Source organism: Campylobacter sp. BCW_6464 (assembly GCF_001762775.1).
GTDB classification, from domain to species: Bacteria; Campylobacterota; Campylobacteria; order Campylobacterales; family Campylobacteraceae; genus Campylobacter_D; species Campylobacter_D jejuni.
Genome location: NZ_MJXM01000023.1, coordinates 1 through 26,153 on the forward strand (window position 1 = coordinate 1; position 26,153 = coordinate 26,153).

Below are 26,153 nucleotides of genomic sequence, written 5' to 3' on the forward strand. Positions count from 1 at the left end.
TTCTTTTTTGTGTTGTTTGTTTATTTGATAAAGTTTTTTAAATAATGCTATATACCCCCCCCCATACTTATAATTATTTCTTTGATGACTAAAGTCAATCATAACTTTGCCTAATTTATAAGCTAAATGATTTTTTATTCTTTCTATAGCTGAGTTTGGGTTTTTCATGGGGTTTCTCCTTTAAAAATGACTTTGGTTGGTTGTAAAACTATAATAATCCTCAGGCACGCCAATATCCATAAAATAATCATCAAAAATATGAGCTTTAGCTTTTAGTTTTTCATAATTTTCTTCTAAAAACTCTTCAAAAGAAAATTTTTTCTCTAAATCAAATTCATTAAAAATATCTTTAGTTAAAAGATAAATTCCACCATTGATTAAACCCTGATTTTTAAATATTTTTTCCTCAAAAGAAATCACAAAACCTTGCTCATTAACATTTACTGTGCCATATCTATCAAAATCATTCATTTGCTTTAAAACAAGGCAAATTTTACTTTTTTCTAGTTTTAATCTGCTTAAATTTATATTAAAAAAAGTATCGCCGTTTAAAACATAAGCTTCATTTTTTATAAATTTTAAAGCCTCTTTTATAGCTCCACCTGTACCAAGTGGCTCTTTTTCTATGCTGTATTTTATTTTTATGCCCAAAAATTCATCTTTAAAATATTCTTGTATCACCTCATACTTGTATGATACTGCTAAGATAATCTCTTTTATGTCTTGCTTTTTAAGATACTCAAAAATAAATTCTAAAAAAGGCTTATCATTTATCGGTGCCATAGGCTTTGGAATGTCTTTTATAACACTTTTAAGCCTTGTTCCTAAGCCACCACAAAGTATTATTGCTTGCAAGAAAAACCTTTACCGAAAAGCTCTTCTTCGACGATAGCACAAATAATATGTCCTATTAAAATATGCGCTTCTTGAATTCTTGGCGTGCAAGTTGAAGGCACTTTTATACAATAATCACAAAGCTCATTCATAGCCCCGCCACTAACTCCACTTAAGCCTATACTTATGATTTCTTTTTGCTTGCAAAGCTCTAGAGCTTTTAAGATATTTTTACTATTTCCACTTGTTGAAATGCCTATAAAAACATCTCCCTTAACTCCTTGAGCTTGCACTTGTCTAGCAAACAAATTTTCATAACCATAATCATTCCCGATAGCTGTTAATACGCTAGTATCTGTGGTAAGTGCAATGCTTGCAATACCTGGTCTATCAAAATAAAACCTACTTACAAATTCCCCTGCAATATGCTGTGCATCTGCTGCACTACCACCGTTTCCTGCTAATAAAGTTTTGTTACCATTCTTATAAGCTTTTATGACTTCTAATGAAGCATTTTTAATAAGAGCTATTAAATTCTCATCTTTTAAAATTTGCTCTTTTACTAAAATTGATTCTTGAAAATGTTCTTTTATATAGGAATTTAAATTCTCCATGATTTAACCCCCTCTTTTGTAAATGAAAAATCTTGTACATAACCTTGCTCTTTGCTTAAAGCTTTGATTAAGTTGTATTTTTTTGTAGGATCTACGAAGAAAAACATAAATCCACCTGCTCCTGCTCCACTGGTTTTACCACTATAAGCTCCATTATCTATAGCAAGTTTATAAATTCTTTCAAGCTCATCATTACTAACGATTTCTGAGATGATTTTTTTTGACTGCCAAGACTTACCTAAAATTTGCACCAAAGTATCAAAATCAGCCTTAAATAAAGCTTCTTTCATCTTGATGGCATCTTGCTTTATGGCATGCATAGCTTCTAAAGACTTTTCATCTCCAAGTTTTCCTTTTTTATGCTCTTCTATATCTTTTGCTTCTCTTGTAATATTTGTAAAATAAAGCACAGTTCTAGCTTCAAGCTCACTAGCTATCCAGTTTTTAATACGCAAAGGATTAACAATAACTCTTTTATTGTTATAAAATTCCATAAAATTAAAGCCACCAAAAGTTGCAGCATATTGATCTTGTGCTCCGCCTACTATGCCTAAATCTTCTCTTTCTATCTCATAAGCAAGTTTAGCGATTTCATATTCTCCTAAAGGTAGATTAAGCCATTCTGCAAAGGCTTTTATAACCCCTACTACCAAAGTTGAGCTTCCGCCCAAGCCACTACCACTTGGTACATCTGAGTATGTATGCAAAGAAAAACTCAAAGGTTTTTTTGTAAAATCTTTTACAATGCGATTGTAAATACTTTTACAAATATCTAATTTTCCATCATTTTCTAAACGCTCTTTACTTTCATACTCACAGTAAGAATTTGTATCAGGAGAATCAAAGATGATTTTTCCATCTTCTCTTTCGATCAAAGTACAATGTATGTATAAAGATATAGTCGCATTTAAAACATAACCTGTGTATTTATCACAATATAAATTTATATCAGTCCCCCCGCCTGCTAAACCAAGGCGAAGAGGAGTTTGCGTGCGTATGGTCTTCATCTATTTAACGGAATCCTTCCTTTTTTTATCTCATCTCTCCAATGATTTAATAGATCCTCAAACATTTTTCTAGTTGGAATTTGGGGTTTCCAATTGATATAACTTTTGATTTTTGTGTTATCAAACATTTGATAATCCGCATCAATAGGACGCAATCTTTGCTCATCTTGCTCTATTTTTATATCTTTTCTTGTAGAAAAAGATAAAAGAATTTCTATAACCTCGGGGAGCTTAAAAGCTTCTTCTCCTGCTATATTAAAAGCTTCCCCACAAGGAACTTTCCCTTTTTGACTTTCTAATGAAAGTAGATAATAAGCCCTTATAGCATCACGACAATCTTGAAAGGTTCTTACACTTGAAAGATTTCCAACCTTAACAACAGGCTCTTGATAATCCGCTTCAATTAAAGCAATTTGTTTTGCAACTGTACTTTCAAAAAACACATCAGAACGTCTTGGACCACTATGTGTTCCCATTCTTGTAACAAAGGTGCGAATGTTATAAGCTTCGCCATAAAATCTTCCCAAATAATCAGTGCCAATTTTGCTTATACTGTAAGGACTTGCACCGTGAAAAGCTGTTTCTTCATTAAGCTTAACACCTGCTTTTGCTTTACCATAAACTTCACTTGAAGAGCAAATATGCACTACAGGGTCATATCCATCTTTTGCCTTTAAAATTCTAATGTTTTCCAAAATATTTGCTGTACCTATTATGTTAGTCTGTAAAGTTTCTATAGGTATATCAAAAGAAGTTTTTGGATAAGACTGAGCTGCTAGGTGAAAAATCACATCAGGCCTTTGCCTCTCAAAAAGTTTTTGAAGACTAGAGTAATCATTTAAATCTGCATAAAAAATACTGATTCTATCTTTTTTATTGATCCTATCACTTAAATGATAGATATTATCCATAGGTTCTTGCCAACGCATCATACCTATAACATCATAGTCTGTGTTTTCTAGCAAGAAATCTGCCATTTGAGAACCAACTTGCCCTGTAAATCCTGTAATTAACGCTGTTTTTTTCATGATTTATCCTATTGTCTTATATTTTGCTCTTTTAAATACCATTTATACATCATCTTAATGCCATCTTCAAGTTCAATTTTATGTTTCCAGCCTAAAGAATGAATTTTTGAGCAATCTGTAAATTTCTGCATTACTCCATCTGGACGATTTAAATTAAAAACTAATTTTCCCTTAAATCCTACTATATTTTTGATTAATTCTGCTAATTCTTTGATAGTGATATTCTTATGTGGACCTATATTTAAATGAGTATTGATAATCTCAGTATTATCACTTTTTAAATCTTTAAAATCTATATTATTGATAATAAACAAGCAAGCGTTTGCTAAATCTTGACTATGTAAAAATTCTCTTGTCGGTTTTCCGCTACCCCAAATTTCAACATTATTCTCATCTACACCAAATTTTTTTAAATAATTCTTAGCTTCTTCAATGGAATCAAATTTTAAATCATTTAACAAGTCCTCGTATCGCTTTTCATTTAAAAGCTTGGCTAAATGCATTTTTCTTAAAATTCCAGGCAATACATGAGATTTTTCAAGATCAAATTTGTCATTATTACCATATAAATTTGTAGGAGTGATTGCTATAAAATTTGTATTGTATTGCAAATTATAACTTTCACAAAGCATCAAGCCTGAAATTTTAGCGATTGCGTAAGGTTTGTTAGTATATTCAAGATCTCCACTTAACATTTGCTCTTCACTAGTTGGCAATGTTGCATTTTTAGGGTAAACCGTAGTTGAAGCTATGAAAAGTAGCTTTTTTACTTTATGTAAATAAGCATTATGAATAACATTGCACTCTATCATTAAATTTTGATAAATAAAATCAGCACGATAAGTATTATTAGCTAGAATTCCACCCGCTTTAGCTGCTGCTAAAATAACATATTCTGGCTTTTCTCTCTCAAAAAAATCAGCCACAGCTTTTTGATTTGTTAAATCGAGCTCAAAGTGAGTTTTAAAAACAAGATTTTTATAACCTTGTTGCTTAAGTTCATTAAATATAGCACTACCAACAAGACCACTATGACCCGCTATATAAATTTTAGAATCTTTTTGCATCATTTATCCTTAAAATCTTAATGGAATTTCAGGATTAGATGGCCAAACTGGAAAATCTAAATTTTGCAAATTTCCGCATTCTTTTCTGTAATGTAAACCCTGCATTAAATTTAACTCATTTCTTCTTAGATAACTTACTTCTAAAGTAGTGCTAAAAAATAATCCCTTAGAATAAAAAATCTTTCCGTGATTATTTAAATGTGTATGTATTGGAATAAAATATTCATTAAGTTTTTTTAGTAAACTTATTCTTTTTTCAACCCCATCTTGCTCTTCAGGATTACACCCATGAAATTCAAATATAACTTGTGAAAAATATTTATTTAAAATACTTATATCAATATTTTCAAGCATATCCCATTCACAATTTTCAATATCACATTGCAAAATATTTGGCCTACTCTCATCTAAATTATTATCTTTTAAAGCTTGTGCTAAAGTAATTGTATTTTCGTTGTTTATATTGCCTATAAATTTTTTATGAAAAATAATATTTTCATGACTATAAGGACATTTTTCTATGCTAGCATCATATTCAATTACCTTAAATCCTCTTTGAGCCATTTCCAAATCCCAAGGAGAACTGTCTGAAACACCTAAAGAAAGAGCTTTCGCATCAATATTGCTCATATACCCCCCCCCATTATACATTACATAACCACCATCTCCATTACCACCAATTCTTAGTAAATCATACAAAGGCAGTTCCAAAGGTCGAATAAGATTTAAATAATTTACAATATTCCTATAACACTGCTCATTGTTATTTATGCGAATATAATTTCTATCTCTATCTTGTAATAATAGGAATAAAATTTCTTTATCTCTTTTATCAATATCTAAATTTGAAATAATATTTGACATTAAAATTTGATAAGACAATTGATTACCAACTTTAATATTAACATTTAACTCTTGTAATAATTTTTCCAATTTTTCCATATTTATCCTTTATTTTTAGTTGCTAAAATATCACGTTCTGAAAGAATAGGAGAATTTGTTGGCCAATCTATACCGATTCTTTCATCATTCCATGCATAAGTAAATTGATCAGGCGCATCGACATAATCTCCTTTATAAGCACATTTATAGTAATAAACTGCACTTTCACTAGTAACATAATGAGCATTTCCAAAACCTGCTGGCACTAAGATCATTTGCTGATTATCTTGATTTATGATGAATTTTTCATACTTTAAATAGGTTGGCGAATCTTTTCTGCAATCTACCACCACCTGATGAATTTCCCCATAAACACAAGTTGCAAGCTTATAAGTTTTTACATCGCCATGGATACCGCGGATAACATTGTGTTTTGAGTGTATAAATTTATCGTGTATAAATTTTAATCCATTTGGTAAAAGCTTATCTACAGCCTTGCTTGTAAAAGCTGTCCAAATTTCACCTCTTAAATCTCTAAATTTATTAGGAGTTACGATATACACTCCCTTTAAAATTTTTGATTCTTGTATATTAAATTCTATTGCCATTATTTGCTTTTTTATTTTTATATTCTTTTTTAAGTTTATATAAATCAAACCAAAATTTAATATATCCACCTTTATACCAATTCTTATGAGCTTTAATCAAAATCAAACCTAATTTGTAAGAAAAATAATTTTTTATTTTTAAAGCCTCGCCATAATCACTATACATTGTAAAATTTGAAATTTTATCTATTTTTTTATGTGAAATACTTATTTTTAATAAAATAAATATAATTATTAAATAACTTAAACCTTTATATTTTACCATAACTTGTCCCAATTTATAAGATAAATGATTCTTAACTATATCTACAGCCCCAGTAGGTACAATATAATTTCGATTTAATAATAATTCAAAAAATTTCTCTATTGAAATTGCTAATTTAACATTATCTTTTTTTATTTTATCAAGATCTTCTAACAAAGCTTGTTTAATATCTGGAATTTTTAAACCTCTAATACACAAAGAATTATTAAAATCTTTAAATTTGAAATTTTGATTATACAAAGGATAACATTTAATGCCATTAAAAATAAGCCAATAATGCAATAATTGATGTGGAGAAATTTTAAGAATTGGAAAATCATTAAAAAAGAATAATCTTTTATTTAATTGAGCATATTCCCAAATCGACATCCAAAGCCTCATAGATTCTCTTGGACCAGCAAATTTTTCTCCCGCTGGACCTAAATATCCTTGCAATTCAAGTATTTCATTTGAATTCAAAACCTCCAAAGACTCTATTTTTAGTTGTCCTTCATGGTCTCTATCAGGTCTAGTAGCTACTATAAAATCATACTTAAAATTATTCTCTCTTTCATATTCGCATAGAAGTTGATAATTTCTATATATTCCATACCACATTTTGCTTCTATTAAGTTTTGTCTTATATTTCAGTTCAAATTGATCAGGATTTTCTAAACAAATTTTTTTAATATTTTTAATCTCTTTAAAATCACTTTTTTTAATATTAAAATACTTCTCTTTAGATAACTCTATAAAAACCCTTGGCATTAAAATTTTTAATCCTGTATAATTATTTCTAATTTCTAAAGGGCATTTATCAACTATATCGTTAGGGAAAAATCTTTTAATCCAATTACCGTTACCTCCGAGACCTGCCCACCTATAGGCTCTATTCCAAGAAAAAATAAATACATCTGCATTTAAAGGTTTTATAATAGTTTGTTCGAGATTTTTTAAACTTGCTATAAAATCGCCTCTCATAGCTCCAAAAATACAAACAGCAACTCTTTTCTTTGTTTGCAAATGTGTATTATTTACTAAGATTTTTTTTAATTTTTTGCTTAAAATATCATAATAACAATTTCCACCAACAGTATCTAAAAATTCCTCATGAAGTTTATTTAACATTAAAATCATAATTTTATTATTTTGAAAAAATTGCTGACATGGAAAAAAATAATCAATTAAATTTTTTATACAAAAAGCTTTTAAAATTTTATCATTACTATTTAAAACAATTTTTTCTAACAAATAAAATACGTCGTTTAAATATTTCATTTTATCATTTTGTTTTGTGATATTTAAGACCATATAAGCAGCAGTATAATCATTCTTTATTTTATATTTTTTTAAAAATAACTGCTCAATATCTTCATCTAAAATCATCCCTATTGTTTCGATTAGATCAAGCTTTGATAAACCAAAGCATTGCAAAGATTCCTTATAATCTTTTATCTTATTCAAGGCTTTTCTTAATTTTCCAACTGAAAATAAAAAGATTATATATTCCTCGAATGTATTATCTTTAATAGCATATTCATCAAATATTTTTTCCATTTGGGAAAAATTCCAAACCTGTTTGTATTGTTCTATATTTTGTTTTCTTTCTTCCTTTTCAGCAAAAAATTGTACATTATTTTTAAACCCAATAAAACTTTCATTACTAAAACTGTATACAAAATCACAGTGGTATAAAGCTTGTTTATAATTTTTCTTATAAAAATATATTTTTGATAAAACATAATTTATACTAGGATATTTAGTTATATCACATTGTTTTGACAAGGCTATAAAATTTTCTATTTCATAATTATTCACCAAACCAGCAAAAATAAAAAACAAATTTTTAAAAAATGATTCTTCATTTATAGTTAAAGCTATTTTCAAAATTTCCTCAAGCCGATATAAATCTTTTTTTAAAATATAACAATTTCCTAAATACAAACTGTAAAAAATAATATTATCTTTATAATACTCCATAGCTTTTTGAATATGATCTATGGATACCCCTACATCTAATTTTAATTCAATTGATAATAAATATAAACAAAAATACGTATATGATTTTCTTATTTTAGGAAATAAATCTAAAACATCTACATTTTTCAACAATACATCATATCTTTCTTTCGGTGTAAAATGAGTAAAAATATTTATCATTTGCGCACTACCTATCGCATGCGCAAATCTAGAAAATAATGAACTACCAGCTCTATAAATCTTTAAAGCCTTAGACATTAAAGACATTTCAAAAAAACCCATTTGAGTAATTGAATATTGTTTTCTATCTATTAAATCATCTACAATATAAATATTAATTTCAGAATTATTAATTAAATTTTTAGAAAATTTTTGAAGCTCTCTTAAAAGATATAAATCATCGCCAAATAAAACAATATTTAAATTTTGTTTTAATTCTTCTCTAATAACTTCTAAAGCTAATTCCGCTGGAAAAACTTTTAAATAACAAGCCTTTTGGTGAATTTTACTAGATTCATCACCATGTATAATATCTCCACCTCTTAAATGTAGAGCAATAAAATCTCCAATTTGACTTGAAATTTGGTTAGATAATTTTAGAATCAATTGCACAGGTTCTGAAAAATCTATCATAGAAAAACATTCTTTAAACTCCTTATGATATGTTTTCTCCTCATAATCATCAAATCCATATCCAAGAGGAGCATAATATCCCCAATTATTATGATAAGGTTTTTGCTTTAAAGATTGAATATTTCGATCTTTAAAATGAAACAATTTACCTCCGCTATTTAAATGATCGCTATAAGAATAGCTTTCTATAAATTTTTGAGAAAAAACTAATTCCTCATCATCTATCTTAAAACCAATCAAATTATCACTTTTTTGAAAATCAGTATGAACTTGTTTCCAAACATATCCAAAATCAAAACCTATTTTTCTTGCAATAACCATTCCATTAACAAAAGCATACATTCTAGAACCTAGTGCATCTTCTCTTGCGGAGATAATCAAATCTGTAACAAAAACTTCTATTTTAGATAAACTCAAACAACCACACCCATTAACACTTATTTTAATGTATCGAGTTGGCTGTTTTTGCACATCATAGATATCTTTAACATTCTCATTTTGTTTAGATAATTCTAACCAATCTTTTTGATCAGATGAAATTTCAATTTTTGGTTGTAATTCTTCTTGATTATGTAAAATTTGAAGATTATAAAATTTAATACATTTACATGGAAATATTCTTCCTAAATCAACTAAGCACCAAGGGCTTTCTTCAACTTCGGTTAGAATCCCTTCTTCATATGATTGTTTTTTATTAGAACTGCTCTTAATAATAGCTTTTGAAGCTACATTTAACATATCATTCATAACTATCACCTTTTAATAAAATATTTAATCTTGACATTATTTTCAAATTATATTGAGTATAATTAAAAATTTTATTTTCTATTTTTCCACATAAAAATCGCTCCATTCCGCTAATCAGTCCATTTGCATTATTTTCAACTATTAATCCTCCTCTATTATCTAAAACACTAACATTCCCCGGTATATCTGTAGCAACAATAGCTTTATTTAAAACTAGAGCCTCTAGTAAAGTCATAGGCTGTCCTTCGTGGTTTGAACTCATCACAAAACAATCCGCTTTTTTTAAATATGGAAAAGGATTAAAAATTCTCCCAAGTAAAAAAACTTTTTTATCCAATTTCAAATCTTTAATCAATTTTTCCAAATCTTCTTTTAATGGTCCTTCGCCTAAAATCAAAAGAAGTGTCTTTGGATATTTATCATTAATTACTTTAAAAGCCTGTATAAGCTTGGCTTGATCTTTTTCAATCGAAAGTCTAGCTATGTTTATAAAAATTTTATAATCTTTTTTAAAATACTTCTTTTCAAGTTTTTTATCTAGCTTTTCTTTTGATTTTTCTATAATATCTTCATTGTTAATCATATTTTCCAAAAAATCAAATTTAGTCTCTGTAATATTATATTTATAAGCTAAATTTTTCTTATTTTGTTCATTTGTTTGTTTTGAAACAGAAAGGATTTTTTTATAATTTTTATAGCATTTGAAATTTTGCTCAAGATAAGGAAATCTTTTCTCAAATTCCCCTTGCATGTTATTATGTAAAAAAATCAAATTATTATTTACACTAGAAAATAACTTTACCCAAAATACATTATAACCTTCAAAATTGATCACTGCTTTAAATTTTACATCTGCATACAATCTCCTAAATTCTCTTTTATAATTTTGCAAAGACCTTTCTTCATCAAGATTTTCTTTTTCTATACAAAATTCTTCTAAAGTTAAATTTAAAGATCCTACTCTAGGCAATACTTTGATATTTTTGGATACTAATTGAAATTGTTCTAATCTTTCCTTGTGAGAATAAATAGAATTAGGATCTATAGATACAAAAATATTAAAATGCGAATTTTGCAAATGATGTATTAAATTTTTGAAAGAATTTGTAATACCATTAGGTATAAATGGACCTGTATAAAATAAGATATTGTTGCAAAATTCAATATTTTTTTGAATTTCAACATTATCAAAAAATATCGATACCACTCTTTCACAAGATTTCCCATTTTCCAAACTATAAAATTTACGTTTTAATCTTGCCAAATACAAGTCATCTTTTACAAATAAATTTTCCAAGTTTAAAACTTTTTTTACTTCTTCTATTGTCTTACAAACATGATGTGTTATCTCGTCTACATCAAAATACAGTCCTCTTTCTTGTTTATAATGCTCATAATCATACACATAGCAAATAATAGGTCTTTCCAAAACCATAAAATCAAACATTACAGAAGAGTAGTCTGTAATCAAAACATCTACAATAGACAACAACTCATTTATTTCTATATAAGATGAAATTAAAACATCCTTAAATAATTTACTTTCAAAAAGATGTTTGATTTCATGATGAACCGATAATAAAACTTTAAAATTACTTTTTTTGAGCTCTAAAATATCTCGTTTTAAGCGTTCAAAGTCAAAATACTGAGTATTTAAACCACCTCTCCAAGTTGGCGCATAAAGTAAAACTTTTTGACTCTCTTCAATACCTAGTTTTTGTTTTAATTTAGCATTTTGTTTTAATGATAAATCAACCCTTGGATATCCCGTTAAAACAGATTGTCCTTGAAATAAATCTTTAATTTCATAGTCATTTTCTAAAATATCCTTTGTATATAAATTTGGATGAATTAGGTGTGTAGCATGTAAAAAATTTCGTTGCACATTAGCATGCTCCATAAAACCAGATTTTATCTTTTTACCCAAATATTTAATTGGTATACCATGCCAAGTATTTAAATATTTCTGTTCTTCTTTTCTGATAAAATATTCAGGAAAAGTGACATTATTAATCAAATATTTTACACTTGCCAAATATTTGAGATATAAATCACTACCTCTTTTAATGCAAATAACATTTTTCATTTTTTTAAATTTATTTTTGACAATACTTAAATCATTAACCACCCATATGTGAGTAAAATCTTTAAAAGTATTTTGCTCTAAAAGATATAAAAATATTGCATAAGGATTACACGACATTGACTTTCCATGAAAACTCTCATACAAAATCATATTGTCTATAATTTTTAAGTTTTTATAACATTCAGTATAAAAAACTCTTCTTCTAAGATTTTTATCCTTTAGAATATCTTCAGATAACCCATAAGGTTGATTTTGAATAATTTGAGATTGTAATAATATTTCGCTTAACTTTTTATATTCTTGTAAAATATGTAAACATTTACATAAACGAAAATATAAAAATGGGCGATGAGTATTGCTTCTTTTTATTGTATTTTCATAATAAATACTAGCTTCTTCATATTTAGCCATTTTTTCTAAAACAATACCTAGTCTATAGTGAAAATTGCATTCTTGATAATTTAGCTCTAAAGCTTTTTTATAATATTTTTCAGCTTCTTGGTAGTTAAATAATTTTTCAAAACTATAAGCTATGTTATATAATAACACATCATTGCATGAGTTTTTAACATATTTATAAAAATCTAAATAAGCCTTATTTGCTTCTTCCCAACACTTATTACTTTGATGAAATATTCCTATTCCTAAAATTTTTGAATTTAAATCATCATCATATTTAATTGCATTTGCATATAAATATTTTATTAATTTAGAATCTGTTTGTCCGTCACGCTCATAACAAAAACCGGCTTTGTAATATAAGTGTGAATCTTTTGTTTTGCTATGTTTTATAGCCAATTCATAATATTTTGCCGCTTCTTGATATCTTCTCATATTTTCAAGAACTAATGCTAAATCTTTATATATAAAAAAATTACCACCTTTTTTTTGCATATACTTTTTTAAATCTTCTACCTCTTTCCACCATAATTTTTGCGGAATAGAAATCATAGAATTTAAATGATTTTCCGTTTGTTTCAACTGTATATTCCAAGAAATTTTAGAAGGACATAATATCAAAGCTTTAGCTATATATTCATTAGCTTCTTTCCATTCACACAATTTAAAATAACACATACCGAGCTTAAAATAAACCTGTGCATTATTATTCTTTTTTTCTATAATTTTTATAAAGAAACATTTAGCCTGTGAAAATTTTTTTTTATGATATAACCATACGCCACAAATATAATAAAACAAAAAAAACATTCTTAATTCTCCCTAGATTTATATTTTTTTAATAAGTCTAAAATTGTATTTTTGTAATCTATCGCATATTGCTTCATTAAAAGATGATATAAATGCAATATAAAATTATTTTCGTTAAAAATTACCGCATTTGGAGTATCTAGAATATTATCAAAATTTTTTTTTGAAATTCTCCAATCGCCATAATTTTCACTTAAATAACGATCATATTCTTTAAAACCAAAATATTCTTTGCCTAAAAAATCATACTTAATCAAATCAAAAGTTGAGTTATACCATTTAACAGCAGATCCTAAATGATAATGCTTGCAACCATCTTTATAGTGAATAAAAATATCAATCAATATACCATTGATATGTTTAAGCTTAATCCCACCTTTCCATTTTGGATCATGAATATAGAAAGTACCATATTGTTCTAAAGCTATTTTTAATTCATTGCTAAAATCTTCTTCCCAAACCCCAACATCAATATCATAATCATTTGATATAAAATTCTTTTCCCTAATACAACCTAAAAAAGTACCACTGACTAAAAAAAACTTTATATTTAATAAATTAAAAACATTAGATAAATCTTCCAAAGCCATCAAGGCATCATATTTTGAAAAGTATTTTTTTTTAGTATTTTTTAAAGAAAATTTTTCATACAGCTTTAATGAATTTTTTAGATAATGCTCAGCTATATCATAAGCTTCAATGCTAGCTGCGGCACTAGATATATATTTTTGAATTTCAATCTTTGTACTAATATTTCTTTTTTTTTCTATATATTTTAAATACAATTTTTCCATATTTTTAAGATCTATCTTAGTATTAACGAACTTGCTCATTAACATCCATATTTTTAAACGATTAGATTGCTGTTGAATTTTTTCTAATTCATATAAAGCTTTGGTTTTATCACCCAATAAATATAATAATTGTATTTTAAGCAATTTACCATCTATATTTAAAGGATATTTTTCTAAAAATAAATCGATATAATTTAAAGCTTTTTTATACTCAGCATAAAAAAAATAAAATTCAGCTTGATAATAAAAAATTGTCTTCATATTTACTTTGGATAAATAACTACACAATTTTAAAAAAATATAATGTCTACTTTTCTTCTGCATTAAATATATCAAAACCATATGCAACAAAATCACATGCAAACACCCCTTTTTGCTTTCACGAAAGCTTTTGCGAAATATACCTTTTAAATTCATAATTTAATTCTCTCAATAATTTCTGTTGTTGAAATACTTGGAGTTCTTTCAAAATAAATTACATCACAAATATCATTAAAGCAATCAAATTTACCCTTCCAATCATCTCCCATAACTAAAATATTTGCTTGGTATTTTAAAAGATAATCTCTTTTTAATTCCAATGATTCCTCTAAAAATACACAAGACACGCATTTTAATGAAGATATTATATTTAATCTCTCTTGCTCGCTGTATATAGGATAACGATGCTTTTTAGCAAAATTTAAAGAATCTGATGATACACCAACAATTAATTTATCTCCAAGAGATGCAGCTCTTTCTAAAATCCTTAAATGACCATAATGAAACAAATCAAAAGTACCAAAAGTTATTACATTTTTCACTATACCCTCCCTATCGCATAAAGTTGAATGATACCTACAATCTTGTTTTCTTTAGATACAATAATTTCTTTGATTTTGTGTTTTAGCATGATCTCCTCTGCTTCACTTGCCATAGCATCAGCATCAACTACTTTAGGATTTGTACTCATGATTTCTTTGGCCTTAAAACCAAACCTTGGTTTATCGCTTGTCTTTAAAGCACGACGCAAATCTCCATCAGTGATGATACCAACCAATTTTTCATTTTCAAGCACTATGCAAAGTCCTAGCTTTCCACTAGTCATCACATCAACAAGATCGTTAAATTCAGTATCAGGATGCACTATAGGAAGGTTACTTGAAACCATAAGATCTTTTACCTTGGTTAAAAGCTTACGCCCCAAACTTCCCCCTGGATGAAAAAGGGCAAAATCATCAGGCTTGAAATTTCTTACCTTCATCAAAGCAGCAGCTAAAGCATCACCCATAACCAAAGTTGCCGTTGTCGAAGACATAGGAGCAAGCTGTAAAGGACAAGCTTCCTTTTCCACGGCTATATTTAAAAATATATCACTTTGCTTTACAAGGGTGGAATTTTTTTTACCACACATTACTATAAGTGGAATTTTGCGCTTTTTTATAGCAGGAATAATTTTTAAAATTTCTTCAGTTTCTCCTGAATTTGAAATAGCAATTAAAACATCTTCGGAAGTTAACATTCCAAGATCTCCATGCAAAGCCTCTCCTGGATGGATGAAAAAGCTTGGCGTTCCTGTGCTTGCTAAAGTAGCTGCTATTTTAGCGCCTATATGACCTGATTTACCCATACCACTAACTATACAACGCCCTTTAGTATTTAGCATCAAATTTACAGCTTGATTGAAATTTTCATCTAAATTTTTAGTCAAATCTAAAATAGCTTGCACTTCTTTTTCAAAGACTTCTTTGGCTATTTCAAGAGTATTCATTTTTAAACCTTAAAAATTAAGCACAACATTGGTTGCAATAGCAATTTGATAAAGAATTTGAGTTAACATTGAAAAAATTTGCAAATTCTCACTATCTACTTTTGGCAATACCAACACGGAATCGCCTGGTTTTATATCTATACCACTATGATATTTTTCAGCTTTTCCATTGCTTCGTATCACCAAAACTTTTGAAGTATCCGCTCTTTCTCCATAACCTCCTGCAAGATTGATATAATATCTTAAATCTTTTCCTTTATCATACACAAAAGCCCCAGGTAAAGAAACCTCGCCTTGAACTATGATGAGATTATTCTTACTTGGTACATTAATAGTATCACCATCTTCTAAAATAACCGAATTATAAGACTTTGGATTATCGATGACAATTTGACCCTTAGGCTCTACTTGCTTAGCTCTTTGGATAAATTCTAAAATCGTTTTTGCTTGTTGAGCTCTTATAGCTGCACCTTGAGCTGTAACAGAACTGCTAGTTAAAGCTAGAGTTTCAAGCTCTTTAAGCTGAGCATTGATAAGTTCTTTTTGAGTTCTAGCTACACTTTTTCTAAATACTTGTAAAGCTTGCATGTTTGATTGCGGATTAGCCTTGATTAGTTTAGAAATATCTTCTAAAGTCGTTCCTTTACCCACAACCAAAGTTTTTAAACCATTATGCTCACCATTTACACTTATAGTTATATTTTCAGAAACATACTCAGGGTGAAATTCTACCTCATCTCCCGTTCTAAGTAAAACTTTTGAAAATTGCATTTTATTATAAGCGCTGACATCAAGTTTATGATCTTCACCATAACTTTTTACGATAGCATTAGTTACGATAGGTTTAGCACCTGATACTCTAGCCAAGTCAGCTAAAGTTTTAATATCATTTGAAAGTTCAAAACGAAAAGGTCTTTGCACATCACCGTTAACAAAAGCGTAATTTTGAACATTTCCTACTAAGATAACATCTCCACTTCTAAAAGGAAAAAGATCCATTTGCCCTTTTAACAAAAAATCATATAAATCGATATTTTTTATCACGCTGTTATTGCGCAAAATTTGAATATCTCTAAAACTTCCATATTCTAAATTTATACCTCCTGCTTTATCAAGATACTGAATCACCGAATCCGAACTAAGTCCTTGGTAAAGTCCTGGAGCATTAACGCTTCCTGTTACAAAAACACTGACATTTTGATAAGCATTCATATCTGCATAAACAAAAACATTGCTTTTATAGATTTTATTAACACGTGCTTTTATAACACTTACAAGGGCACTATTTTTCACACCTAGCAAATTTACAGCTCCTACTTTAGGGATAAAAATATTTCCTTGAGAATCCACCACTAAAACTTGCGAAAACTCAACAGCTCCCCAAATTTTAAGACTGATTTGATCACCGACTGCGATCTTATAATCTGGGTTATAAACTCTTTGATTGTAATTTTTAAAATTTCCATTAAAAAGATGAGCGCCAAATACTAAAATTTGATGAATTTTTGTAAGATTATTTTCTTTATTTGCTATATCATAATTTGAGCTTAAATTTTGATCTATACTAGTTGTAGCAGAACCTTGATCTTCCGCTGAAATGATTTGTGAAACATCCACGGCTCCAAAACATAAAATACAACTAAAAAATAAAATTAATATTTTTTTCATTTTAATACTTATGCTCCTCTATTATCATTTTAATAAATTTAACAATCCCAAAAATCAAAGATAATACAATAAATGCTGTTAAAATATCATAAATTCTTTCAGGATATTTTGCGCTTTCTGGAATATCTGGACTTTGGATGATGACAAGTTGTTTTATTTTTCTTAATGCTTCTATTCTAGCACTTTCATAAGCTTTTAAAGCTGCTTCATAAGCTTTTTGCGCAAAAGTAGCTTCTATAGTTAAATCTTGAAATTTAGCAGCCAAATCATTAAGCTTTTGAGAAGAATTGTTAGCTGAAATTTTAGATTTTTCCCTTAAAAGTTGTTTTTTAATCGCTTCAATTTCTGCTTTAAGTGCTACTACTTCAGGTGCTGCATCATTCATATAGCTTTGTAAAGTTAAAAGTTTAGCTTCTTTTTGAGCTAGATTAGCCTCAATTTGTGCAACCAAACTTGCTTTAGTTTCAGCTTGCTTTAAAGGGTCAAAAACTCCATATTTATTTTGAAAAGCAATCAAATCATTTTGTGCTTTTTGATATCGTTCTTTGTATTTTTGTACTTCATTTTCAGCAAAAGCCATTTGCTCTCTAGCTGCTTTATGAGAGATTTCGTTGATAAACTTTTCGCTTTCTTGCATAATAGTTTGAGCAATCAAATGAGCTGATTTAGGTGTAAAACCCTCTACTTCTACCTGCAAAAGCTTAGTAGTTTCATCCATATAAAGTTTTACACGATTTTGATAATATTTCAAATAAGACTCTTTGGAACTTGAATCCCAAATTTTAAAAGGCAAATCTATATGTTGTTCTTGATAAAGACTTTTAAGCTTGATTTTTTCATCTAAAATCTTTAACATATCACTTGATTCTATATAACCTTTTAGATAATTTAAATCTTCACTTGCTGTAGAAGTGCTACTAAGCAAAGACAAGATTCCACTTGTTTGAACACTTTCTCCACTTGTTGACCTAACATCTAAAATCATCGTGCTTACATATCTTGGTGCTGCAATCAATGTATAATAAATCACAACAAAAATCATTATAAACCAAACAATTTTAAAAGAATCAAATATGCTTAAATCTTTGATTTTTTCTAATAAAGTTTTATTTTTTTCCATTAAGCTTTTCCTTGATATACAGCTATTCCTTCATCTACATCATCATAAACCGTAATTTGTCCATTTTTCATATAAATTATTTTATCACACCATTCTTTAATTTCAGCTACATTATGAGATACCATAATCACTTTTGATTTGCTTAATCTTTCTCTATATAATTTCACACTTTTTTCCCTAAAAGCAGGATCTCCAACAGCTCCTGCTTCATCAATTAAATAATAATCAAAATCAAAGGCCATACTAAGTCCAAAAGCTATCCTAGCACTCATTCCCGAAGAATAAGTCTTCATAGGCTCATCAAAAAATTTTCCTATTTCAGCAAAATCTTCTACAAATTTTACTTTTTCTTGAAGTTCTTTACCCTTATAACCATATACTCTAGCTACAAATTTAGCATTATCTCTAGCAGTTAAAGAACCTTGAAAAGCTCCGTTTAAACCCAAAGGCCAAGATAATTTTTTATTAGTAATTATCTTGCCACTATCAGGAAGCTCTGCTCCGCTTAAAAGTCTCATGAGAGTAGACTTGCCTGCGCCATTATATCCCATTAAACCTATACTACAATTTTCAGGAAATTCGAAAGTAAAATTTTTAAAAACATAATGCCTTCCACCACTAAATAAAGGATAAGATTTTGTTAGATTAATTAACTTTATCATTCTTTTTTTGCCGCCGTTAGAGCTTGTCTATTATAGTAGTAAATAAAAAGCCCTATAAATAAAACAAGTAAAATCCAAAATATAGCATAAAAATAACTATATTCATCTTGCAAAGGATAATTCTCAAAAAAATTAAATCTTAAAAGCTCCATTATGTGAAGTAAAGGATTATAATAAAATATATCAAGTAAAGGACGAGGAGTTAACCAAGTGGGAAATATAATCCCAGAACTCCAATAAAATACTATACTAAAATAAGCTAATAAAGTTCTTAAAGGCTCTACAAAATGCCAAACAATAGCAAAACAAATCCCCAAAGCAAAAGCTGAACATATAAGCAAAAAAATACAAAATAAAACACCGAGTAAATGGATAGGAAATATATCAAGTCTAAAGAACCACCCTGCAAAAAAAAGCACAGTGATAAAAATCACAAAATAAATACAAAATTCAAGCAAAGTTCTAGCAATAAATACATGTATAGGCTTTACAGGTTTATAGGCAAATAAAGATAAATTTGCCCCTATTCCATTCATAAGTTGAGTAACTATACTTCTAAACATAAAAAAAGGCATAATGCCTGAAATCAAAAACATAAAAATAGAAATTCCCTCAGGCATAACTTGATGATGATATTCCCTAATAACAGTTCCTATAATAGTCACCAAAAGCACAACACTCATAGGCTCTCCAACTACCCATATATATCCAAGATACCTATTTTTTCCAAATCTAGTTTTTAACTCTCTAAAAAATAAAGCGTGAATTACATTGAACATTTATTTTCTATACCTAACAATTTACATAAACTATAATCATAACTCATTTTTTTAAACAAAATCATAAAAATTTATTTTTTACAAAACTCAAGTTTTTTACTAAGTCCTAAAGCATTGTTAGTAAATTTAAGCCAAAAAAGCCCTAAGGCATAAATTTTTGCACTTTTATCAAGTTTAGCAAAGGGGAATTTAGAAAAATAAATTTTCATTTGCTCCTTGTTTGCAATTTTAAACTCGGCCTTAGCTTGCACACCTTTTAAAAAGGCTATTTTACTTTCTTTGGCTATATTAAGTGCTATACTTGAATTTTCACTAGCTAATCTTATATGCTTAGTATCTTCATGAGAAGCGATAATAAAAGCTAAATTCTTCTCATCAAAAACATAAAAAGCACTAGCTGTATAAACACCTTTTTCATCAATCATAGCCCAAGATAAAAGCTGCTCATTTTTTATAAATTCTAAAATTCTTTCATCCATATTGTAAAAATTATACTAAAATATTTTTAAAAATAACCGATTATAATTTTATAAACTATAAATATAAGGGGAAGAAATGCAAATTGATGCTAGCAAAAACCAAAGTTTTTCGATGGAATATACAACAAAAAGTGGCAAACATTTAGCCTTATCTATGTATGACAATCAAAGCGTAAGTTATGCAAATAATGAAGAAGGTAAAACTCTTAATCTTAAACGTCAGTATGGCTTTAGCTTTACTTTTGAAGGCTCTAAGCTCACACAAAATGATCTTGATGAGATTAAAAATGCTATGAAAGAAGTTGAACCTATGATCAAAGACTTTTTAGCAAATTCTAAAGTCGGAGAGTTAAAACCAAAAGAAATTATAGAATCAGCTATGCAAATGGCAAATGTTCTACCAACACCAAATGATGAAAACCATCAAAATGCTATTATGAATAATTTTACAAATAAACTCAGTGATTTACTAAAACAAAATCAAACAGATGATAAAGATATCAATGCTTCTATGCTTGAAGATAGTAAAAAACTTCTTGATGAAGTTTTAGAACAAATGAAAAAACAACTTGAAAAAGCCAAGGAAAATCAAGATAAGACAGATGATAGTTTAAATCTTTACGCTTAAACCATATAATATTAAAAAATTATTAAGGAGTTTTTAAATGACAAATATCGAAATTTTAGAAAATATGCTCAAACTCCAACAAAAACTCAACGACGAAACAAACGGCTTAAATTGGGAAAATGGCTATACTAAAGAAGGAAAACTGATCAGTTGGAGACGCTGTATTTATATGGAATGTGCAGAACTTATAGACTCTTTTGCATGGAAACATTGGAAAAACATTTCAAGTCCGACAAATTGGGAAAATGTGCGTATAGAGATTGTTGATATTTGGCATTTTATTTTAAGTCTTTTGCTTGAAGAGTATCGCAATAAAAACGGTAAAGATTTCAAAGCTATAGCTACAGAAGTCAATGCTGTAAGCGTGTTTCAGGATTTTTGCAAAGAAGAAGAACATCCTAATGAAAGTGATATTTATGGCATTTTAAACGATATAGAGCTTATTATCCACAAATGCAGTGGCTTTGGATTTAATCTTGGAGAATTGCTTTCAACCTATTTTACCCTAGCTATTAAATGTGGGCTAAATCTTGAAATTCTTTATAAAACCTACATAGGTAAAAATGTTTTAAATATCTTTAGACAAAACAATGGTTACAAAGATGGTAGCTATAAAAAAACTTGGAACGGCAAAGAAGACAATGAAGTTTTAGCTCAAATTTTAGAACAAGAGCTTGATTTTGATACTATTTATAAAAAACTAGAAGAATGCTATAAAAAGGCATAATTTGGATATTTTAAAACTTGCGATCAAGGATTTTTTAAGTCTTAAATTTTTAAAATTTGCTTTAATTCCTTTGATTTTTAGCCTTGTACTAATGCTTTTTTTAGGAGTACTTGGCTTTTCGGCTTTGCTGGATTATTTCAATTCTTTATTTAGCGTTGGAGAGGATTCGTTTTGGGCGTGGTTTTATGCCCTTCATTTTGTGCAAATTTTAACCACCATCATAAGCTTTTTATTTTCAGGTTTTATTGTTGTTTTTGCTTCGGTTTTTTTAGCCCTTTTTATCACTTCTTTTCTTACCTCTTTTATCGTTAAAGAAATCAACCAAAAATATTACCATTATGATAATACAAACGAAGTTTCAACTCTAAAAACTATCTTTGAAATTTTTAAAATTTTTATAAAATTTATAGGGATTTTTTTACTTTGTACTTTAGCTTTATTCTTACCTTTTATCAATATTTTTGTATATTATCTTGCTTTTTATTATCTCTTTCACAAACTTTTAATGATTGATGTTACAAGCACGATTTTAGACAAAGAAAGTTTTAAAAATTTTCATTCTGATTTTTCGCCTTTAGAGTTTAAATTTAGCACTCTTTGTTTTTATCTACTCTCATCAGTGCCACTTTTAGGACTTTTTTTGCAAGTGTTTTTTGTGATTTTTCTCACACATTTAAGCTATCAAAGAATTTTAAAACTAAAAGCTAAGGCTTGAAATATCGATTTTATGATTATATAAATAAGCTCTTAAAAGCTTTGGAATTTTAGCTATTCTGCACTCTTCTTTAAAATTTTTAGGTAATTTTTGACAAGTTTCATACTCAAAAACAATAGCTTGTTCGTTTTTATATACAAGTGCTATTTTACCACCTAAAACACAATCGCCCTTTAAAAACTCCTTTCTTTGTGCCGTACTTAAAAGTAAACCTTTCATTTTCACCGCTCTAGCGATCAAGCTTTCATTTTTAGGGCAAATAAGAAGCCCTTGAATTTCTTTGATATTTTCAAAATCATAAAGTTTTTTCCTATCTTCATCAAGATAAAAAAAGCTTCTTTTTAAACCCTGATGAAATTTACTCACAAAGACATTAGAGAAATTTTTTCTTATATAATTTCTAAAATATTTTTCATTTTCATTACTTTCATCATGGAAATAAAAAATATCTTTTTCTTTTAAAAAAGATGAAATTTCATCTTTACTTATAAAAAGCAAAGGGCGTAACAGTGTATAATTTGAGCGTTTTTCACACTCTTGCATACCTAAAATTTCAGCCAAACCTGCCCCACGAGAAAGTTGCATCAAAAACCATTCAAATTGATCGTTTAAATGATGAGCTAAGATAAGATGATCATAATCTTGCTCAAGACAAATTTTTTCAAAAAAATCATAGCGAAAATCTCTAGCTTTTTTTTCAAAATTACTTTGAAATTTAGGAGCGTATTCTATGAAAAATTTTTTATGAAATTTCAAAGCAAGTTCTTTAGCTTTTAACTCTTCTAAATCACTATTTTTTCTAGTTTTGTAATTGATCATCACAAGATCAAAGTCGATCTTTTCTTGCATTAAAAGATAAAAAAGCGCACTAGAATCACTTCCATAAGAAAAAGCGAGTAAATTTTTACCCTTTTTTAAAAGGGATAAAATTTCATCTTTAATTTGCATCTACTTTTCTTAAAGCCTTAGCAAGGAGCTTTTTATCAAGGTTTTGTAAAATTTCGCATTCATAAATTTGCCCCATTTCTAAATTTCCACATTCGCTTTCATTAATAAGAATTTCCCCATCAATCTCTCTATCCCATCTTAAATCTTTAGCTGCGATAAAAAACCCTCCCTCGCTACTTTCTCCTGTGCAAACTACCAAACGCTTTTGCCCTACTTCTTTTTCAAAACTTTTTTCTATGACTTCATCAACAATTTTTTCTATGATTTTAAGCCTTTTATTGATCACTTTAAAAGGCACTTGCTCCATATCAAAAGCAGCCGTATCTTCTTCCTTAGAATACGCAAAAACACTCACTCTATCAAAACCAAAGTCTTTAACAAACTCACAAAGCTCTTCAAAATCCGCCTCACTTTCACCTGGATGTCCTACGATAAAGCCCGTGCGTAAAAAACTATTTGGCGCACTTTTCATTAAATTTAGCATTTCTTTAAGTCTTGTGCTATTTGCCCCACGCTTCATGATTTTAAGCATATTATCACTTATGTGCTGTAAAGGCATATCAAAATAATTTACAAAAATTTCAGAAGCTATAATGCGTTTGATCAAAGCTTCACTCGCACTCGTAGGATAAAGATATAAAATTCTAGCTGCTCTTATGCCTTTGATTTTTTCAACCTCATCGATTAAGCGTATAAGCCCATCTTTTTCACCCTTGTCAAACAAATAAGAACTCGTATCTTGTGCAATAAAAGAAAAATCCTTATAACCTCTAGCTACCAAATCTTTAAGCTCAGCTATAATGCTACTTATTTCGCGAGATTTTAACTTGCCTTTAAAACTTGGGATGGCACAAAAAGAGCATTTTTGATTACAACCTTCGGCGATTTTTATAAAAGCATGAGAATTTGAACCTGTGATAATGCGTTTGGAATTTTCACTCTGCAAATAAGTCGAATTTGAAAATAAATTTGTTTTTTTGAGTATCATTTCATCGATTCTTTCATAATCACCCACACCTGTGAAAAGATCAACCTCAGGAAGTTCTTTCATAAGTTCTTCTCGGTAACGCTGCATCAAACAACCCGTAACCACCAAAAGAGAATCTTTTTTTCTTTGTTCGTGCAAATCCAAAATCGCATTAATGCTTTCTTTTTTTGCGCTATCGATAAAACCACAGGTATTTACGATCAAAACATCGGCTTTACTTGGCTCATCGCAAAGTTCATAAGCACTAAGGCGTCCTAGCATGATCTCACTATCGACTAAATTTTTATTACAACCTAAAGACATAAGATAAAGTTTTGACATTTTTCTCGCTTTTTAAATTTTTTGATAAAATAATTTCTTAAAATCATATCAAAATAATAATTAGGAAAAATTTATGAATGAAAAAAATGTAGTTTTATTAGGCGAAAGTCATTTCGCATTTAAAAATGGGATAACTCAAGGAATTCTAGATACCGGATTTAAGTGTTTTAATCTATCTTTAGGCGGAACTCCAAGTTTACAAAATTTATATGAGTTAATCAGAAATAAAAAACTTTTAGAAAATGCGGATTTAATTATTACAGGATCAAATACTCATGATATTGCACAATATAATTCTATCGATTTATTTCCAAAAAGCTATCAAGTGATGAATTGGCTTTACAAAGAATTATATTTTTTAAAGAAAAAAATTATTTGTTTTATTGCTCCAACACCTCAAAAATAGTTGAATAAAAACTGTGTAAAATATGTAAATACACTCTATATAAAATTAGCAATTAAATACGGATTTAATGTAATTAACGCAAATAAAAACATTTAGAATCTTCATATAGCTTAATACAAAGAGATGAAGCTCATGATTTTGATTTTATAATGAGAGAACTTGGGAGAAATATAGCAAATAATATTGAAAATTTTTCTTTTCCAAAAAAATAAATATTATAAATGATAATCCACAATTTTATTTTTATCCAATTGAAAAAGCAATAAATTTAAATTTCGCTAATTTCAAATTCAAACAAAGTTGGTTATGCAGTGAAAAAGTTTATTGCATAAAAAGTAAAGAAATTATTAGTTTTAATAAAAATACTTTTAATCTAAATTTATTAGGAATTCATCTTTGGAATGATTCAGGTATTTGTGAAATTCAAATTAAAAATCCAAAAGATCAAATTTTCAATCGAAGTTTGGATTATAATTTCTCATACTTTTTTGACATATACGATAGACAATTTAAATTCACTAATAATACTAAAATTTTAAATAATGGGGTAAACAATATTAACCTCATCTCTTTCTTTCTAGCTTCTCCTGAAGGTAACTACCATACCGAAGAAATAGATTTTGAAGCTTTAACTAATGAAAATATAATAATACCAAAAGAATATGATTTTAACCATCTTATACCTCCTATAGAGCTTTATAAAGAAATTATAGATGAGTATTGCGCTGTAATGGATCCAAGAAAATTAGCTCCTTTACAAAATCAAATCAAAGAAAAAGACAATATTATTTTTACTTTAACTCAAGAAAAACAAAATTTACTCAATGAAAAAAACAATCTTGAAAATAAACTCAACTCCATCCCTATTAAAAAACAACGTTTAGAATTAGCCAATCTAGAACAAGATTTAATTATTAAAAAATTAGAAAGTAAAAAACTTGCTAAATCTTTGGGTATAAAAATGAGCATAATAAATCCTAAAATTACTTTTATTCAAGCTAATTCAGCTAAAGCTCGTATACAAAACCACTTATCTTATAAACTAGGACAAACTTTGATAGAAAATTCAAAAAGTATATTAGGATATATAAGAATACCTTATGTATTATCATATATAAAAGATAAACATAAATTTGAACAAAAAGCCTATGAAGAAAAAATAAAAGAAAATCCAAATTTAGCTTTACCTCCTTTAGAAACTTATCCTGATTATAATGAAGCTTTAAAAG

Annotated in this window: 25 protein-coding genes; 5 read left to right on the forward strand and 20 right to left on the reverse strand. The window is 28.1% G+C overall.

Going from position 1 to position 26,153, the window contains the following annotated elements:
* The 18 genes from AJ885_RS10575 to AJ885_RS00420 form a co-directional block, all read right to left on the reverse strand.
* Positions 1–168: hypothetical protein (locus AJ885_RS10575; RefSeq protein ID WP_186820456.1), on the reverse strand; the 168-nt coding region annotated here is incomplete at its 3' end.
* 12 nt (positions 169–180) lie between these two features.
* Complete coding sequence (locus AJ885_RS00340) at positions 181–855, reverse strand: nucleotidyltransferase family protein (protein WP_070280531.1); 675 nt, start codon at positions 853–855, stop codon at positions 181–183.
* Positions 843–1,448, reverse strand: coding sequence for a D-sedoheptulose 7-phosphate isomerase (gene gmhA2, locus AJ885_RS00345; protein WP_070280532.1), 606 nt, complete (start codon positions 1,446–1,448; stop codon positions 843–845). The genes AJ885_RS00340 and gmhA2 overlap by 13 nt, the downstream gene beginning before the upstream one ends.
* Positions 1,436–2,455, reverse strand: coding sequence for a D-glycero-D-manno-heptose 7-phosphate kinase (hddA, locus tag AJ885_RS00350; RefSeq protein WP_070280534.1), 1,020 nt, complete (start codon positions 2,453–2,455; stop codon positions 1,436–1,438). The genes gmhA2 and hddA overlap by 13 nt, the downstream gene beginning before the upstream one ends.
* On the reverse strand, positions 2,452–3,483 hold the full coding sequence (locus tag AJ885_RS00355) for a GDP-mannose 4,6-dehydratase (RefSeq protein ID WP_070280536.1): 1,032 nt from the start codon (positions 3,481–3,483) through the stop codon (positions 2,452–2,454). The genes hddA and AJ885_RS00355 overlap by 4 nt, the downstream gene beginning before the upstream one ends.
* 8 nt (positions 3,484–3,491) lie before the next feature.
* Positions 3,492–4,550, reverse strand: a complete 1,059-nt coding sequence (locus tag AJ885_RS00360) for a GDP-L-fucose synthase family protein (RefSeq protein WP_070280538.1) — start codon at positions 4,548–4,550, stop codon at positions 3,492–3,494.
* 9 nt (positions 4,551–4,559) lie between these two features.
* The gene (locus AJ885_RS00365; RefSeq protein WP_002869410.1) at positions 4,560–5,483 is read right to left on the reverse strand and encodes an FkbM family methyltransferase; all 924 of its coding nucleotides are present in this window, start codon (positions 5,481–5,483) and stop codon (positions 4,560–4,562) included.
* A gap of 11 nt (positions 5,484–5,494) precedes the next feature.
* Positions 5,495–6,040, reverse strand: a complete 546-nt coding sequence (locus tag AJ885_RS00370; protein WP_070280563.1) for a dTDP-4-dehydrorhamnose 3,5-epimerase family protein — start codon at positions 6,038–6,040, stop codon at positions 5,495–5,497.
* Positions 6,024–9,644: a capsular biosynthesis protein gene (locus tag AJ885_RS00375; protein ID WP_070280540.1), complete on the reverse strand. Its 3,621-nt coding sequence runs from the start codon at positions 9,642–9,644 to the stop codon at positions 6,024–6,026. The genes AJ885_RS00370 and AJ885_RS00375 overlap by 17 nt, the downstream gene beginning before the upstream one ends.
* Positions 9,637–12,939: a CDP-glycerol glycerophosphotransferase family protein gene (locus AJ885_RS00380; protein ID WP_070280541.1), complete on the reverse strand. Its 3,303-nt coding sequence runs from the start codon at positions 12,937–12,939 to the stop codon at positions 9,637–9,639. The genes AJ885_RS00375 and AJ885_RS00380 overlap by 8 nt, the downstream gene beginning before the upstream one ends.
* Positions 12,940–12,941: 2 nt before the next feature.
* Positions 12,942–13,994: a LicD family protein gene (locus AJ885_RS00385; RefSeq protein ID WP_251988549.1), complete on the reverse strand. Its 1,053-nt coding sequence runs from the start codon at positions 13,992–13,994 to the stop codon at positions 12,942–12,944.
* Positions 13,995–14,146: 152 nt separating this feature from the next.
* A complete protein-coding gene (locus AJ885_RS00390) occupies positions 14,147–14,536 on the reverse strand; it encodes an adenylyltransferase/cytidyltransferase family protein (RefSeq protein ID WP_002901017.1) in 390 nt (129 codons plus the stop codon).
* Entirely contained in the window at positions 14,536–15,483 is a 948-nt protein-coding gene (locus AJ885_RS00395; RefSeq protein ID WP_070280545.1) for an SIS domain-containing protein, read from the reverse strand. Before AJ885_RS00395 ends, AJ885_RS00390 begins: the two co-directional genes overlap by 1 nt.
* Positions 15,484–15,492: 9 nt before the next feature.
* Entirely contained in the window at positions 15,493–17,151 is a 1,659-nt protein-coding gene (locus tag AJ885_RS00400) for a polysaccharide biosynthesis/export family protein (RefSeq protein ID WP_070280547.1), read from the reverse strand.
* A 1-nt stretch (position 17,152) separates the two neighbouring features.
* A complete protein-coding gene (locus tag AJ885_RS00405) occupies positions 17,153–18,271 on the reverse strand; it encodes a capsule biosynthesis protein (RefSeq protein ID WP_070280549.1) in 1,119 nt (372 codons plus the stop codon).
* Positions 18,271–18,933: an ABC transporter ATP-binding protein gene (locus AJ885_RS00410; RefSeq protein WP_002781126.1), complete on the reverse strand. Its 663-nt coding sequence runs from the start codon at positions 18,931–18,933 to the stop codon at positions 18,271–18,273. Before AJ885_RS00410 ends, AJ885_RS00405 begins: the two co-directional genes overlap by 1 nt.
* Complete coding sequence (locus tag AJ885_RS00415) at positions 18,930–19,712, reverse strand: ABC transporter permease (protein ID WP_002867016.1); 783 nt, start codon at positions 19,710–19,712, stop codon at positions 18,930–18,932. The genes AJ885_RS00410 and AJ885_RS00415 overlap by 4 nt, the downstream gene beginning before the upstream one ends.
* A gap of 71 nt (positions 19,713–19,783) precedes the next feature.
* Positions 19,784–20,191 (reverse strand): hypothetical protein, encoded by a 408-nt coding sequence (locus AJ885_RS00420; RefSeq protein ID WP_053872770.1) that lies wholly within the window; start codon positions 20,189–20,191, stop codon positions 19,784–19,786.
* A gap of 76 nt (positions 20,192–20,267) precedes the next feature.
* On the opposite strand from AJ885_RS00420, the gene ciaI reads away from it, so the two are divergent.
* The 3 genes from ciaI to AJ885_RS00435 are packed head-to-tail and all read left to right on the forward strand — an operon-like array spanning position 20,268 to position 22,261.
* Complete coding sequence (gene ciaI, locus AJ885_RS00425; protein WP_070280551.1) at positions 20,268–20,819, forward strand: intracellular survival protein CiaI; 552 nt, start codon at positions 20,268–20,270, stop codon at positions 20,817–20,819.
* 37 nt (positions 20,820–20,856) lie between these two features.
* The gene (gene dut, locus AJ885_RS00430) at positions 20,857–21,546 is read left to right on the forward strand and encodes a dUTPase (RefSeq protein WP_070280553.1); all 690 of its coding nucleotides are present in this window, start codon (positions 20,857–20,859) and stop codon (positions 21,544–21,546) included.
* A 1-nt stretch (position 21,547) separates the two neighbouring features.
* Positions 21,548–22,261, forward strand: a complete 714-nt coding sequence (locus AJ885_RS00435) for an EI24 domain-containing protein (RefSeq protein WP_070280555.1) — start codon at positions 21,548–21,550, stop codon at positions 22,259–22,261.
* On the opposite strand, the gene tilS is transcribed toward AJ885_RS00435, so the two are convergent.
* Together tilS and rimO are read right to left on the reverse strand one after the other, a co-directional pair.
* Entirely contained in the window at positions 22,244–23,209 is a 966-nt protein-coding gene (tilS, locus tag AJ885_RS00440; protein ID WP_070280557.1) for a tRNA lysidine(34) synthetase TilS, read from the reverse strand. The two genes, AJ885_RS00435 and tilS, sit on opposite strands and share 18 nt — an antisense overlap.
* Positions 23,199–24,518: a 30S ribosomal protein S12 methylthiotransferase RimO gene (gene rimO, locus AJ885_RS00445; protein ID WP_070280559.1), complete on the reverse strand. Its 1,320-nt coding sequence runs from the start codon at positions 24,516–24,518 to the stop codon at positions 23,199–23,201. The genes tilS and rimO overlap by 11 nt, the downstream gene beginning before the upstream one ends.
* Positions 24,519–24,591: 73 nt before the next feature.
* Between rimO and AJ885_RS00450 the strand changes: the two genes are divergently transcribed.
* Both AJ885_RS00450 and AJ885_RS00455 read left to right on the forward strand, forming a co-directional pair.
* Positions 24,592–24,924 (forward strand): hypothetical protein, encoded by a 333-nt coding sequence (locus AJ885_RS00450; RefSeq protein WP_070280561.1) that lies wholly within the window; start codon positions 24,592–24,594, stop codon positions 24,922–24,924.
* Between the two features lie 463 nt (positions 24,925–25,387).
* The coding region (locus AJ885_RS00455; protein ID WP_251988548.1) for a sugar transferase at positions 25,388–26,153 on the forward strand (766 nt) is incomplete at its 3' end.